Source organism: Actinoplanes sp. NPDC049599, assembly GCF_044465625.1.
Taxonomy (GTDB): Bacteria; Actinomycetota; Actinomycetes; order Mycobacteriales; family Micromonosporaceae; genus Actinoplanes.
The window spans coordinates 390,703-403,949 of record NZ_JBITLX010000002.1 but is presented as its reverse complement, the minus strand read 5'-3'; the positions used below and the strand labels follow the sequence as shown (position 1 = coordinate 403,949).

At 73.1% G+C, this 13,247-nt stretch carries 14 protein-coding genes; 8 read left to right on the top strand and 6 right to left on the bottom strand.

Going from position 1 to position 13,247, the window contains the following annotated elements; translation table 11 throughout:
• Positions 1 to 161: 161 nt before the first annotated feature.
• Positions 162 to 767, bottom strand: a complete 606-nt coding sequence (locus ACIBQZ_RS05070; RefSeq protein ID WP_396087148.1) for a hemerythrin domain-containing protein — start codon at positions 765 to 767, stop codon at positions 162 to 164.
• A gap of 95 nt (positions 768 to 862) precedes the next feature.
• Between ACIBQZ_RS05070 and ACIBQZ_RS05065 the strand changes: the two genes are divergently transcribed.
• Both ACIBQZ_RS05065 and ACIBQZ_RS05060 read left to right on the top strand, forming a co-directional pair.
• Entirely contained in the window at positions 863 to 2,173 is a 1,311-nt protein-coding gene (locus ACIBQZ_RS05065; protein ID WP_396087147.1) for a M20/M25/M40 family metallo-hydrolase, read from the top strand.
• Between the two features lie 19 nt (positions 2,174 to 2,192).
• Positions 2,193 to 2,861: a hypothetical protein gene (locus ACIBQZ_RS05060; protein ID WP_396087146.1), complete on the top strand. Its 669-nt coding sequence runs from the start codon at positions 2,193 to 2,195 to the stop codon at positions 2,859 to 2,861.
• A 61-nt stretch (positions 2,862 to 2,922) separates the two neighbouring features.
• Here ACIBQZ_RS05060 and ACIBQZ_RS05055 read toward each other — a convergent pair whose 3' ends face one another.
• Together ACIBQZ_RS05055 and ACIBQZ_RS05050 are read right to left on the bottom strand one after the other, a co-directional pair.
• Entirely contained in the window at positions 2,923 to 3,114 is a 192-nt protein-coding gene (locus ACIBQZ_RS05055) for a DUF5703 family protein (protein ID WP_396087145.1), read from the bottom strand.
• A gap of 5 nt (positions 3,115 to 3,119) precedes the next feature.
• Positions 3,120 to 4,136, bottom strand: coding sequence for an aldo/keto reductase (locus ACIBQZ_RS05050; protein WP_396087144.1), 1,017 nt, complete (start codon positions 4,134 to 4,136; stop codon positions 3,120 to 3,122).
• 166 nt (positions 4,137 to 4,302) lie between these two features.
• Between ACIBQZ_RS05050 and ACIBQZ_RS05045 the strand changes: the two genes are divergently transcribed.
• The 5 genes from ACIBQZ_RS05045 to mshC all read left to right on the top strand — a co-directional run bounded on the left by ACIBQZ_RS05045 (position 4,303) and on the right by mshC (position 8,862).
• Positions 4,303 to 5,355: an LLM class F420-dependent oxidoreductase gene (locus ACIBQZ_RS05045; protein ID WP_396087143.1), complete on the top strand. Its 1,053-nt coding sequence runs from the start codon at positions 4,303 to 4,305 to the stop codon at positions 5,353 to 5,355.
• 2 nt (positions 5,356 to 5,357) lie between these two features.
• Positions 5,358 to 6,047, top strand: coding sequence for a histidine phosphatase family protein (locus tag ACIBQZ_RS05040; protein ID WP_396087142.1), 690 nt, complete (start codon positions 5,358 to 5,360; stop codon positions 6,045 to 6,047).
• A 109-nt stretch (positions 6,048 to 6,156) separates the two neighbouring features.
• Entirely contained in the window at positions 6,157 to 6,756 is a 600-nt protein-coding gene (locus tag ACIBQZ_RS05035; protein ID WP_396087141.1) for a DUF3090 domain-containing protein, read from the top strand.
• Complete coding sequence (locus ACIBQZ_RS05030; protein ID WP_396087140.1) at positions 6,753 to 7,568, top strand: SCO1664 family protein; 816 nt, start codon at positions 6,753 to 6,755, stop codon at positions 7,566 to 7,568. Before ACIBQZ_RS05035 ends, ACIBQZ_RS05030 begins: the two co-directional genes overlap by 4 nt.
• Positions 7,569 to 7,623: 55 nt before the next feature.
• Complete coding sequence (gene mshC, locus ACIBQZ_RS05025; protein WP_396087139.1) at positions 7,624 to 8,862, top strand: cysteine--1-D-myo-inosityl 2-amino-2-deoxy-alpha-D-glucopyranoside ligase; 1,239 nt, start codon at positions 7,624 to 7,626, stop codon at positions 8,860 to 8,862.
• Positions 8,863 to 8,922: 60 nt separating this feature from the next.
• On the opposite strand, the gene ACIBQZ_RS05020 is transcribed toward mshC, so the two are convergent.
• Positions 8,923 to 9,579: a response regulator gene (locus ACIBQZ_RS05020; RefSeq protein WP_396087138.1), complete on the bottom strand. Its 657-nt coding sequence runs from the start codon at positions 9,577 to 9,579 to the stop codon at positions 8,923 to 8,925.
• On the bottom strand, positions 9,576 to 10,721 hold the full coding sequence (locus tag ACIBQZ_RS05015; protein WP_396087137.1) for a sensor histidine kinase: 1,146 nt from the start codon (positions 10,719 to 10,721) through the stop codon (positions 9,576 to 9,578). The genes ACIBQZ_RS05020 and ACIBQZ_RS05015 overlap by 4 nt, the downstream gene beginning before the upstream one ends.
• A gap of 157 nt (positions 10,722 to 10,878) precedes the next feature.
• Here ACIBQZ_RS05015 and ACIBQZ_RS05010 point away from each other — a divergent pair, with 157 nt between their 5' ends.
• A complete protein-coding gene (locus ACIBQZ_RS05010) occupies positions 10,879 to 12,120 on the top strand; it encodes a hypothetical protein (RefSeq protein ID WP_396087136.1) in 1,242 nt (413 codons plus the stop codon).
• Positions 12,121 to 12,161: 41 nt separating this feature from the next.
• Here ACIBQZ_RS05010 and ACIBQZ_RS05005 read toward each other — a convergent pair whose 3' ends face one another.
• A complete protein-coding gene (locus tag ACIBQZ_RS05005; RefSeq protein WP_396087135.1) occupies positions 12,162 to 13,229 on the bottom strand; it encodes an alkene reductase in 1,068 nt (355 codons plus the stop codon).
• Positions 13,230 to 13,247: the final 18 nt, after the last annotated feature.

Below are 13,247 nucleotides of genomic sequence, written 5' to 3'. Positions count from 1 at the left end.
GGGAGGATTACGGCTAGACCTTCGGCCAGCCAAAGATCCTCCAGTTGTGACAAATAGGTTAACCAAAAGGACAGAACCAGCTAACCCGTACTCAGTTACTCTCACGTATCGTGAGTGAAGTTTCACTATGCGTAAAATCTTACGTCCACTTTGTGCTTTGTTCACAAATCCCGGGGGTACGTGGTCCGCCGGCTCACCAGGTCGCGCATCTTGTCGATCACGGCCACCGCGGGGTCGACGACCTTGTTCCACGGCGGCGTCGCCGGGGTGCCCGGGTGCGGCCGGGTCGGTGCGGCCTCCTCGGCCAGCTCGACGCGGTTGCCCAGCCGGATCAGGTCCTCGACCGGGGCCATCTGCAGCAGCATCGGCAGCAGGTCCGCGTCCGCCGCCTCGGAGTGCCGGGTCAGCCGCCGGCACACGTCGTCCGCCCGGGCCGGCCGGTTCTCGTCGTCCGCGGCTTCCAGCAGCCGCAGCGCCTCCAGCAGCGCCCGGTCCTCGGCGATCTCCCGGTCCACCAACGCGTACCCGTCCGGCACGGTCGAGCGGACCGCGGGGTAGAGGTACTGCTCCTCGGCGGACAGGTGGCGCGACAGCTCGGCGCTGATCACCTGGGCGAGCGTGCGGCGGCGGGCGGTGTCCTTACCCTCGCCGGTCAGCTCCGCGCAGAGTGCGAGCAGCTCGCGGTGCTCGCGGGTGATGAGGTCGACGACGTTGGGGCCGGTCGTCTCACCGCCGACGGGCGGCAGCGGAGGCAACTGTACGGACACGGGCCGTCCCTTCCGGTGGCGTAACGGTTCGCGCCGTCCTTACCCGTACCGGATCTCCCACCAAACGCCCCGGCGCAAGCTGGTAAGAAGAGCGCATGGAACCTGTCTCCGCCGCCGATGAGGTCGTCGACATCTGCCGCGATCTGCTCCGGATCGACACCAGCAACACCGGCGACCCGCGGACCACCGTCGGCGAACGCGTCGCCGCCGAGTACGTCGCGGAGAAGCTCACCGAGTTCGGCATCGAGGTCGAGCTGCACGAGTCCGCGCCCCGGCGGGCCAACCTGGTGGCCCGCATCCCGGGCGCCGACCGCAGTCGCGGCGCGCTGCTGGTGCACGGCCACCTCGACGTGGTGCCGGCCGACGCCGGTGAATGGTCGGTGCCGCCGTTCTCCGGCGAGGAGAAGGACGGCTACCTGTGGGGCCGCGGCGCGATCGACATGAAGGACTTCGACGCGATGACGCTCGCCGTGGTGCGCGGCTGGCAGCGCACCGGCTACGTGCCGCCCCGCGACATCGTGCTGGCCTACACCGCCGACGAGGAGGCGGGCATGGAGTACGGCTCGCAGTTCCTCGTCCGCGAGCACGCCGACCTCTTCGAAGGCTGCACCGAGGCGATCGGCGAGGTCGGCGGCTTCTCCTACACGGTCAACGACGACCTGCGCCTGTACCTGGTCGAGACCGCCGAGAAGGGCATCGACTGGCTGCGCCTGCACGCCAAGGGCCGCCCCGGGCACGGCTCGTTCGTGCACGACGACAACGCCGTCACCGCGCTCGCCGAGGCCGTCGCCGCGGTCGGCCGGCACAAGTTCCCGATGGTCATCACCCCGACCGTGCGTTCGTTCCTGGAGCAGGTCTCCGAGGCGCTCGGCATCGACCTCGACCCGGACAACCCCGAGCTGTCCATCGCCAAGCTCGGCCCGATCGCCAACCTGATCGGCGCGACCGTGCGCAACACGGCCAACCCGACCCGGCTCGAGGCCGGCTACAAGGACAACGTCATCCCCGGCAAGGCGTCGGCGACCATCGACTGCCGGACCCTGCCGGGCCAGGCCGAGATCTTCCTCGACCAGCTGCGCGCGGTGATCGGCCCGGACATCGAGATCGAGCACGTCTCGCAGCAGGCGGCCGTGGAGACCGGCTTCGACGGCGCGCTGGTCGAGGCCATGGGCGCCGCGCTGCGGGCCGAGGACCCGGGTGCGCGCACGGTGCCGTACATGCTCTCCGGCGGCACCGACGCCAAGGCGTTCAGCACGCTGGGCATCCGCTGCTTCGGCTTCGCGCCGCTGAAACTGCCCGCCGACCTGAACTTCTCCGCGCTGTTCCACGGCGTCGACGAGCGGGTGCCGGTGGAGGGACTACAGTTCGGCGTGCGTGTGCTCGACCGACTGCTGCAGGCGAGCTGATGAGAGGACTTTTCACACCATGACCGACCAGTACGCGGAACTCGACGCCGCCCTCGAGCGCGTCGTCGAGGCCGCGAAAGCCCACCTGGCGGCAGTCAAGGCCGCACAGGGCCGGGTGGATGACGACGACGTGTGGCAGGCGTACGTCAACCTCAACAACACCTCCTTCGCGTACGACGAGCAGCTGCTCGACGCGTTCGGCGAGGTCACGCCCTGGGACGTCGAGTCGATCGACCCGGACGAGGCCGACCAGCGCTTCGGCGGCGGCATCGGCGGCCTGGACGGCGCGGAGGCCGACCCGCACCCGCGGGTGATCTCGGTGCGCCAGCGCCGCGACTACCGGGTGCCCAGCGTCTCGGCGCTGCTGCGGGTGGCCGACGCCGCCCGGCGCAACCTGGTGCCGGCCGACGAGGAGGCCGGCGAGGTCGAATCCGTCGGCGAGGCCGTGCTGGAGCTGCTCCAGGCCGGCGACGGCTCGCTCTCCTCACTGGACGTGCCGGAGCTGGAGCCGCTCGACGGCCTGCTCACGGTGAGCGAGGTGACCACGCCGCTGGATCTGGAGGCGTTCGAGGACGAGGACGGGGCCGGACCGTTCGCCCCGCTGGCGGACGACCAGCTGGTCGGCCGCCTCGACGAACACCCCTTCACCGACGAGGACGAGGACGAGCACGCCGGCCACAACCACTGAGCAGGGACAGGCCGACAGCCGCCCGCCTCGGAGAGGCGGGCGGCTGCTCTATGGGCTTCGCCTAGGTGGAAAGGCCGGGGACGAGGGTGCCCTGCACCTTGCGGCGGAGCACCACCTGCCTGGTCCCGTCCCGGAAGAGCTGGACGCGGGCCAGCTCCCATCCCGAGAATTCCGCCTGGATCGCCAGCTGCGCCGCAGCGGTCAAGCGATCAACGTTCGAAGGCAACCGGAGCGGCGCGTACTCGTAGTCCATGCGTCCTAATATGCTCCCGGACCCCGCCGGTCACCAGTCCCCGGGCCGGTCAGGCCCTCTCTTTCCGGATAGCCGACCGGCACCGACGACACGTCGTCGAGGGCGTCGGCGATCTCGCCCGGCAGCACCAGTTCCTCGCTCAGCAGCGCGCCCTGCAGCTGCCCGGCGGTGCGCGCGCCCAGGATCGGCGCGACCACCCCGGGCCGGTCGCGGACCCAGGCCAGCGCCACCTCCAGCGGTGACACCCCCAGCCCGCCGGCCGCGATCACCACCGCCTCGACGATGCTCGAGCTGCGCGGCTCCAGGTACGTCTGGACGAACGGCGCCAGGTGCTCGGTGGCCGCCCGCGAGTCCAGCGGCCGGCCGTTGCGGTACTTGCCGGTCAGCACCCCGCGGCCCAGCGGCGACCAGGGCAGCACGCCGATGCCCAGCGCGGCCGCGGCCGGCAGCACCTCCCGCTCGATGCCGCGTTCCAGCAGCGAATACTCCACCTGGGTGGCGACGATCGGGGCGCGGGCCGGGAACGCCTGCTGCCACGCGGCGGCCCGGGCGGTCTGCCAGCCGGTGAAGTTCGACACTCCGATGTAGCGCACCCGGCCGCTGTTGACCGCGTGGTCCAGCGCCGACAGGGTCTCCTCCATCGGCGTCTGCGGGTCGTAGCCGTGCACCTGCCACAGGTCCACGTAGTCGGTGCCGAGCCGGCGCAGCGACGCGTCCAGGGTGCGCAGCAGGTGGCCGCGGGAGCTGTCGCGGCGGCGGAAGCCGTACTCGCCGAGGCCGGCCTTGGTGGCGATCAGCACCTCGTCGCGGGCGACCAGGTGGTCGATCAGCGAGCCGATCACGGTCTCGGCGTCGCCGTCGCCGTACACGTCGGCGGTGTCCAGCAGCGTGCCGCCGGCCTCCAGGTAGAGCTTGAGCTGAGCGGCCGCGTCGTCGGGGTCGGTGTCCCGGCCCCAGGTCATGGTGCCGAGAGCGAGCCGGGAGACCGCCAGCCCGCTGCGGCCGAGCGGTCGCTGTTGCATGGGTGCACCTTATTCAGCCGCGACCGGCCGCGAAATGCTCCCGGCAGCCCAATAGCGGCGCTGCCGTATCGGGTTCGCGACCCAACTCCGTAAAGATCACTGAGCGTGTTCGCCTAGGCTTCGTAGCGCGGAGCATCGGTGCTCCCGCGCAGACCCGGGAGGACCCGTGCGGCTCGGACTCAACCTCGGATACCAGAGCTCGTGGACCACGCCGGCCGACCATCTCGCCATGGCGCAGGAGGCCGACCGGCTCGGCTACTCGGTGGTGTGGGCGGCGGAGGCGTACGGCTCGGACTCGCCGACGATGCTGGCCTGGATCGCCGGCCAGACGCAGTCGATCGACGTCGGCGCGGCCGTCATGCAGATCCCGGCCCGCAGCCCGGCGATGACCGCGATGACCGCCGCCACCATCGACACGCTCTCCGGCGGCCGGTTCCGGCTCGGCCTCGGCGTCTCCGGCCCGCAGGTCTCCGAGGGCTGGCACGGCGTGCGCTTCGGCAAGCCGCTGGGCCGCACCCGCGAGTACGTGGACATCGTCAAGCTGGCGCTCGCCCGCAAGCCGGTGGCCTACGACGGCGAGCACTACACGCTGCCGCTGCCCGACGGCCCGGGCAAGGCGCTGCGGCTCGGCTTCCACCCGCCGCGCGAGCACATCCCGATCTACCTGGCCGCGGTCGGCCCGAAGAACCTGGAGCTGGCCGGCGAGATCGCCGACGGCTGGCTGGCCATCTTCTTCGCGCCCGACGCGGCGGGGGAGTACCTCCAGCACATCGAGCGGGGCCGGGCCAAGTCCGGGGCCGGGCTCGCCGGCTTCGACGTGGCGCCGACCGTGCCGGTGGTGGTCGGCGACGACATCGCCGCCGGCGCCGACCAGATCCGGCCCTACACCGCCCTGTACGTCGGCGGCATGGGCAGCCGCGAGCAGAATTTCTACAACCAGCTCGCGGTCCGGATGGGCTACGCCGACGCCGCCAAGGAGATCCAGGACCTGTATCTGGACCGCAAGCCGCGCGAGGCGGCAGCCGCGATCCCGCAGGACTTCATCACCCGGACGGCGATGATCGGCCCGAAGGCGCGGATCACCGAACGGATCCGGGAGTACGCGGCCGCGGGCGTCGGCACGCTCTCGGTCAGCCCGTACGTGGGCGACCTGGAGAGCGGCATCGCGACCCTGCGCACCGTCGCGGAGGCGTACGAGGCGTCGGGCGTGGCCGAGTAGCCGTGGCCACCGTTCTGCTGCTCCGCCACGGGCGGACCACCGCCAACGCCACCGGCGAGCTGGCCGGCCGGCTGCCCATCGAGCTCGACGACACCGGCCGGGGCCAGGCCCAGCGGGTCGGCGAGCGGCTGCGCAAGCTGCCGCTCGCCGCCGTGGTGAGCAGCCCGCTGATCCGCTGCCGGCAGACCCTGGAGCTGGCCCTGCCGGAGCTCGTGCCGGAGACCGACGAGGGCCTGATCGAGTGCGGGTACGGCGACTGGGAGGGCCGTCCGCTCAAGGACCTGACCGGCGAGCCGCTCTGGCCGGTGGTCCAGCAGCACCCCAGCGCGGCGGTCTTCCCGAACGGCGAGGCGATGGCGGCCATGTCGGCCCGCGCCGTCGCCACCATCCGCCGCTGGGACGCCCGGGTGACCGCCACCCACGGCCCGGAGGCGCTCTGGCTGGCGTGCAGCCACGGCGATGTGATCAAGGCCATCGTGGCCGACGCGATGGGCCTGCACCTGGATGAGTTCCAGCGCCTGGTGGCCGATCCGGCGTCGGTGAGCGTCATCCGCTACACCCCCACCCGGCCGTTCCTGGTGCGGCTCAACGACACCGCGGACCTGTCCGCGCTGATCCCCCCGAAACCCGCCGAGGGCGCGCTGCCCGAGTCCGACGCGGCCGTGGGCGGTGGCACGGGCGGCGGCGCATGAGTACGGCCGGTAACCAACGTGTTACCACAGCGTGCGCGGGCTTTCCGCCCTCGGCGAACCGGGCCGGTGGGCTGAGCGCTCGCGTGCGCGGGCGGATAGGGTCGAACCCATGACCCACCAGGTGCATGCCTTCGAGCCGCCGGAGCGGTTCGTCGCCGGGACGGTGGGCGAGCCGGGGGACCGGACATTCTTCCTCCAGGCCCGCGGTGGCGGCCGGGTGGTCAGCGTGGCGCTGGAGAAGGTCCAGGTGTCGCTGCTCGCCGAGAAGCTCGAGGAACTGCTCACCGAGGCCAGCCGCCGGTTCGGCGTCGACCTGCCCGAGGCGCCGGTGCTCGCGATCAACGACAACGAACCGCTGGACACCCCCGTCGACGAGGAGTTCCGGGTCGGCACGCTGGGCCTGGCCTTCGACGTCGACACCACCACGGTGGTCATCGAGGCGATCGAGGCCGGCGAGGGCGACGCGGAGGTCGAGCTCGGCGAGGACGACGACGAGGACGACGACGACCCGATCGCCGACGACGAGGACGACGAGCCCGACGACGACCTCGACCGGCTGCGCGTGCGGCTGACCCCCGAGGCGACCCGCGCTTTCATCGACCGTGCCCGGCGCGTGGTGGCGGCCGGCCGGCCGCCCTGCCCGCTCTGCGGCCAGCCGCTGGACCCGGCCGGCCACCTCTGCCCCCGGCACAACGGCTACCACCGGTGACGACGGAGCCGGCCAGCGTGCTCGCGGAGTCGGACGCCCTCGAGCTGCTGACCCACGGCGAGATGGAGCTCGAGGGCCGGCTCGTCGACGCCTCCAACACCACGCTGCGCGCGGAGATCACCCTCGACGGGCTGACCCGGCGCTGCGTCTACAAGCCGGTGCGGGGCGAGCGGCCGCTCTGGGACTTCCCGGACGGCACCCTGGCCGGGCGTGAGGTCTCCGCGTTCCTGGTCTCCCAGGCGACCGGCTGGGGGCTGGTGCCGCCGACGATCCTGCGTGACGGCCCGCTCGGCCCGGGCGCCTGCCAGCTCTGGATCGACGAGCCGGCCGACGCCGAGTCGCTGATCGGCTTCGTCCCGGCCTACGACGTGCCACGCGGCTGGTTCGCGGTCGCCGCGGCCCGCGACGACGACGGTGACGCGTACGCGCTGGCGCACGCCGACGACCCGCGGCTGTCCCGCCTGGCGGTGCTGGACGCGGTCATCAACAACGCCGACCGCAAGGGCGGCCACGTGCTGTACGCCCCCGACGGCCGGATCCACGGCGTCGACCACGGCGTCTGCTTCCACGTGGAGAACAAGCTCCGCACGGTGCTCTGGGGCTGGACCGGCAAGGCCATCCCGGCCGACTCCGTCGAGGTGCTCGGCAAGCTGGCGGAACTGCTCGACGGCACGCTGGGCGCGGCCCTGGCGGAGCACCTGACGCTCACCGAGGTCCAGCACGCGCGGCTGCGGGTCCGCCGGCTGCTGCGCGCGGCCCGCTTCCCCAAACCGCCCCAGGACTGGCCGGCCGTGCCCTGGCCGCCGGTCTGAGGGTTTACTCACGCCGGGCAGGTTTCCGTCGGTGCCCCTGGATAGGCTCCTGACCATGGACGCATGGACGGGGCACGAGGTGCCGAGGCTGCCGGGGACCGCGACGCCGCCGGCTCTGTACGATTCGGCCCGCCGGTCGGTGCAGCCCACGACCCCGGGCGGCACCGCGACGATGTACGTCTGCGGCATCACTCCGTACGACGCCACCCACCTCGGCCACGCAGCCACGATGATCACGTTCGACCTGGTCCAGCGCGCCTGGCGCGACGCCGGCCTCGAGGTCACCTACGTGCAGAACGTCACCGACATCGACGACCCGCTGCTGGAGCGCGCGGCCCGCGACGGCGAGGACTGGGTGGTCCTGGCGATGCGCGAGACGGCCCTGTTCCGCGAGGACATGGAGGCGCTGCGGATGATCCCGCCGGCGCACTACGTCGGCGCGGTCGAGTCCATCCCGGCGATCGCCGCCCACGTCCGCGAGCTGCTCGACGACGGCGCGGCCTACCGGCTCGACGACGGCACCGGCGACATCTACTTCACCCTCGAGGCGGCGCCCCGCTTCGGCTACGAGTCCCACCTGTCCCGCGACGAGATGCTGACCCTGTCGGCGGAACGCGGTGGCGACCCGGAACGCCCGGGCAAACGCGACCCGCTCGACCCGCTGCTGTGGCGCGGCGCCCGCGACGGCGAACCGGCCTGGGACGGCGGCGACCTGGGCCCGGGCCGCCCCGGCTGGCACATCGAATGCGCCACCATCGCCCTGGGCCTGCTCGGCGAGACCATCGACGTCCAGGGCGGCGGCAACGACCTGCTCTACCCCCACCACGAATGCTCCGCGGCCCACGCCGAACGCCTCACCGGCACCGAGCCGTTCGCCCGCCACTACGTGCACGCGGGCATGATCGGCCTGGACGGCGAGAAGATGTCGAAGTCCAAGGGCAACCTGGTCTTCGTCTCCCGCCAGCGCGCCGACGGCGTGGACCCGATGGCGGTCCGGCTGAGCCTTGTCAGCGAGCACTACCGCACCGACCGCCAGTGGACCGACGACGTCCTGAAAACCGGCCAGCAGCGCCTGGCCCGCTGGCGCGAGGCAGCGTCATCCCGGTCGGGCCCCTCGGGCGAGGGCCTGCTGGCAGCGGTCCGCGAAGCCCTGCACCACGACCTGGACACCCCGGCGGCGCTGGCCCTGGTGGACGCGTGGGCAGAGGCAACACTGTCCGGCGTGGGCGACGACACCGAGGCCCCGGCCCTGATGGCAAAAACGGTCGACGCCCTCCTGGGCATCCGCCTGTAGCGGGCCTCGGCCCCGGCCGGCAGGTCCGGGCAGGCTGCCGGCCTGCCCGGATCAGCCAGGTCAGCTGCCCCCGGCCCGGACCAGCCCCGACTCATAGGCGTACACCACCGCCTGGATCCGGTCCCGGAGGCCCAGTTTCATCAGCACCCGCGCCACATGCGTCTTCACCGTCGCCTCGCCGACCCCCAACTCCGCCGCGATCTCCCCGTTCGACATCCCCCGGGCCAGCAGCCGCAGCACGTCGGTCTCGCGCGGGGTCAGTTCCCCGAGCTCCGGCGGCGCCACCGGCCCCGGACGCCCCGCGAAGGCCGAGATCACCCGGGTCGTCACCGCCGGGTCCAGCAGGGCCTCGCCGCCCGCCACCACCCGGATCGCGGTGATCAGGTGTTCCGGGGACGACACCTTGAGCAGGAAGCCGCTCGCCCCCGCCTGCAGCGCCCGGTACAGGTTCTCGTCCGTGTCGAACGTCGTCAGCACGATGATCCGGGGCGGGTGCGGGGCCGCCAGCAGCGTCCGGGTCGCGGTCAGGCCGTCCTGGCGTGGCATCGCGATGTCCATCAGCACGACGTCCGGGCGCAGGCGGCGGACCACGCTCACCGCCTCGGCGCCGTCGCTTGCCTCGCCCACCACCGTCAGGTCCGGTTCCGTCTCGATCACCATGCGCAGGCCGGCCCGGAGCATGCGCTGGTCGTCCGCGATCACCACCGTGATGCTCATCGGGCCACCTGGGCCGGCACCGGCAGCCGCGCCGCCACCGAGAAGCCGCCTTCCGGGCGGGGTCCGGCGGTCAGCTCGCCGCCGAACAGCGTCACCCGCTCGCGCATGCCGATCAGGCCCTGGCCGCCGCCGCCAGGCGCCGCGGGCGGCGCCGTGCCGTCGTCCTCGACCGTCAGGTGCAGCCCGTCCGGCCGGTAGTCGACCGTCACCGTCGCGCTCGCGGCCGCGGCGTGCTTCAGCACGTTCGTCAGGGCCTCCTGGGCGATCCGGTACGCGGACAGGTCCACCGCCGGCGGCAGCGTCACCGCCTCCCCGTGGCGCCGCACGGTCACCGCCAGCCCAGCTTCGCGGACCTGCCCGGCCAGTTCGTCCAGCCGGTCCAGCCCGGACGGGGGCGCCGTCTCCGCCGCGTCGCCGCGCAGCAGTCCCAGGGTCCGGCGCAGCTCACCCACCGCCTCCCGGCCGGAGGCCTCGATGCTGTGCAGCAGCTGCGGGTCGACGTCGAGCCCGGCGTCGAGGCGGCGCCGCACCACGCCGGCCTGGATCACCATGACGGTGACGCTGTGCGCCACCATGTCGTGCAGTTCGCGGGCGATCCGCACCCGTTCCTCGGTGACCGCCTCGCGGGCCTGCTGTTCGCGGATCGACGCCCGCACCGCCGCGGTCTCCGCCAGCCGCCGGTTCTGCAGCGCCACCGCCACACCGAGCGCGTAGGGCGCCAGCGTGAAGAAGAACGCGGCCATCGGATCGGTGCGGTCGTTCTCCCAGTAGACCAGGGCGGTGAGCAGCACGAACAGCCCGGCGGCGAGGCCGCGCAGCCGGGCCCGGCGGTCCGCTCCCGGCGCCGGGCAGAGCTGGCCCGCCGTGTACGCCGCGATGATCATCGCCACCAGCTGCCAGAGCCGGTAGCTGATCGGCGAGTCGTCGTAGAACACCGAGGCGGCGCTCACGCTGCTGGCGGCGATGGCCAGCACCGGCACCAGCCGGCGCAGCAGCACCAGCGCGGCGAACAGCGTCAGCGCGTACGGCCACCAGGCACCCGGCATCCGGACGACGTACTCCTCGACGAGGGCGAACACCGTGAAGGCCGCGGCCAGGGCGAGGTCGAGCGGGCGGAGCCGCCCGGCGAGCGTCCGGATCACCCCCTGACCGTACGGGCTGAGCCCGGTCCCGCAGACCGCCCCGGGGCGGATACGCCGTCCACCGCGCGGGGGACCCGCAGTCCCTCCCGGTACGGGCGACGCCCGCGCCCGCCGTTCGTAACGTCTGCCGCCGACAACAACAAACGAGGAGGCCACGATGTGGCGCAAAGCTGCCGCTGTCAGCCTGGTGACGGCGCCGATCCTGCTGGCGGTGGCGACCGGGGTCGACCCGGCGCTCGGGGACGACCAGGGCTATGGCATCTACCGCGCGCATCCCGGCGCGACTCAGTGGCACTCGCTGCTGCTGCACTGGGCGTGGGTGCTGTTCGTGCCGGGGCTGCTCGGGCTGCTCGCCCCGATCCGGCGGCGGGGCGCGGGGCCGGCCCGGGTCGCCTGGGTCGCGGTGCTGCTCGGCCTGGCGACCTTCTCGGCCCTGATGGCGATGGACTTCTTCCTGCTGGCGCTGGAGCAGACGCTGCCGGACGCGCAGGTCGCCGCGGTGGACACCCGGTTCCAGGAGCAGCTGCTCACGGTCGCCGGCTGGCAGTGGCCCGGGCTGCTCGGCTGGGCGCTGGCCATGCTGCTCGTGCCGGTCGCCGCGGCCCGGGCCCGGGTGGTGAACTGGTGGACCGCCGGCGCCGCCCTGGTGGGGATGGCGCTGTATCTCGCGTTCGCCATCTCGCCCGTACCGGTGAATCTGCTCGGACCGGTCGTGCTGGCCGGCGCCTACGCGGCGGCGGCGTGGCAGCTGCTGCGGCCGCGCGCCGCGGCGGCCGAGCCGGATTCCTTCGGGGTGTTCCGCGCCCGGACCGGGCTCGCCGCGCTCGTGGCCGCGCCGGTGGTGCTCGGCGCCGGGGTGGTGAGCGCGCCGTCCGGCACGTTCGCCGCGCATCCCACGCAGACCCAGGTCAGCGCGCTGCTGCTGCACTACGGCTGGCTGCTGTTCGTGCCCGCCGTGCTGAGCGTGGCCGCGAGGGGCGGGCGGTTCACCCGGGTCGCCGCGGGCGTCACCGTGCTGGCGCTGCTCAACTTCAGCGCGCTCATGGTCGGTGACGCCGCGGATCTGGCGGCGCGGCAGGTGCTGGACGCGGCCACGGCGGACCGGGTTGGCGAGACGCTGGGCGGGTACCCGCTGTTCACCTTCGGCTGGATGGTGCCGGGCATGGTGCTGAGCCTGCTGGGCCTGGTCGCGGTGCTGGCCGGCGCGGCGGTGGACCGGCTGGCCCGGTGGTGGGTGCCGGTGCTCGGGTTCGCGGGGGTGGCCGCGTTCCTGGTCGTGCCGGTGGGGGTGGCCGGGCTGGCCGGCCCGGTGCTGCTGCTGGCGGCGTTCGGGCTCACCGGCCGGGAGCCGCGCCGACCGCGGGAGGAAACGGGCGAGCCCGTCGCGGTGGCGGGGTGAGAACGCCGCCCGGCAGCCGAGGGGGCTGCCGGGCGGCCCGGTCACGCGGCGTGCAGCGCCGGGTAGTCGGTGTAGCCCTCGTGGTCGCCGCCGTACGCCTTGGCGTAGTCCGGCGTGTTGAACGGCCCACCCGCGGCCAGCCGCTCGGGCAGGTCCGGGTTGGCCAGGAACAGCGCGCCGTACGACACCAGGTCGGTGTCGCCGTTCTCGATCTGCTTGAGCGCCTCGGGCCCGGTCCAGGCCCCCGGCGTGTACGGGTTCAGGATCAGCGTCCCCGTCCACCGCTCCCGCAGCAGCGGCGTGAACTCGGTGTCCGGCCCCTCCGCCACGTGCAGGTACGCGAGCCCGAGCGGCGCCAGCGCGTCGACCAGGGCCAGGTAGGTCTCCCGGTGGTCGTCCTCGCTGATGTCGTTGAACGGGTTGCTCGGCGAGATCCGCAGGCCCAGCCGGTCCGCGCCGATCGCCGCCGCGACCGCCTTCGCGACCTCCACGGTGAGCCGGATCCGGCCGGAGATCGTGCCGCCCCACTCGTCCTCACGCCGGTTGGTGTTGGTGGCGAGGAACTGGTGCAGCAGGTAGCCGTTGGCGCCGTGCAGCTCCACGCCGTCGAAGCCGGCCGCGATCGCGTTGCGGGCCGAGCCGGCGAAGTCGGCGATGGTCGCCGCGATGCCGTCGGCGTCCAGCGGCTCGGGCGTCACGAGGTCCTGCGGGCCGTCGGCGGTGAACACCTGGCCGGCCGCCGCCACCGGCGAGGCGCCCACCGGGGTGGCGCCGTGCAGGCTCGGGTGCCCGATCCGGCCGGTGTGCATGAGCTGGGCGAAGATCAGCCCGCCACGCTCGTGCACCGCCGCGGTGACCGGCTGCCACGCCGCCACCTGTTCGGCGGTGTGCAGGCCGGGGGTGTTCAGGTAACCCTGCCCGACCGGCGAGGGCTGGGTGCCCTCGGTGATGATCAGCCCGGCGCCCGCGCGCTGGCCGTAGTAGGTGGCCATGAGCTCGGTGGGGGTGCCGCCCGGCCCGTACGCGCGGCTGCGGGTCATCGGCGCCATCACCACCCGGTTGCGCGTCGTGTACCGGCCGATGGGTGCTCCGTCGAAGGCGCTCGTCATGACAATCTCCTGTCCTCG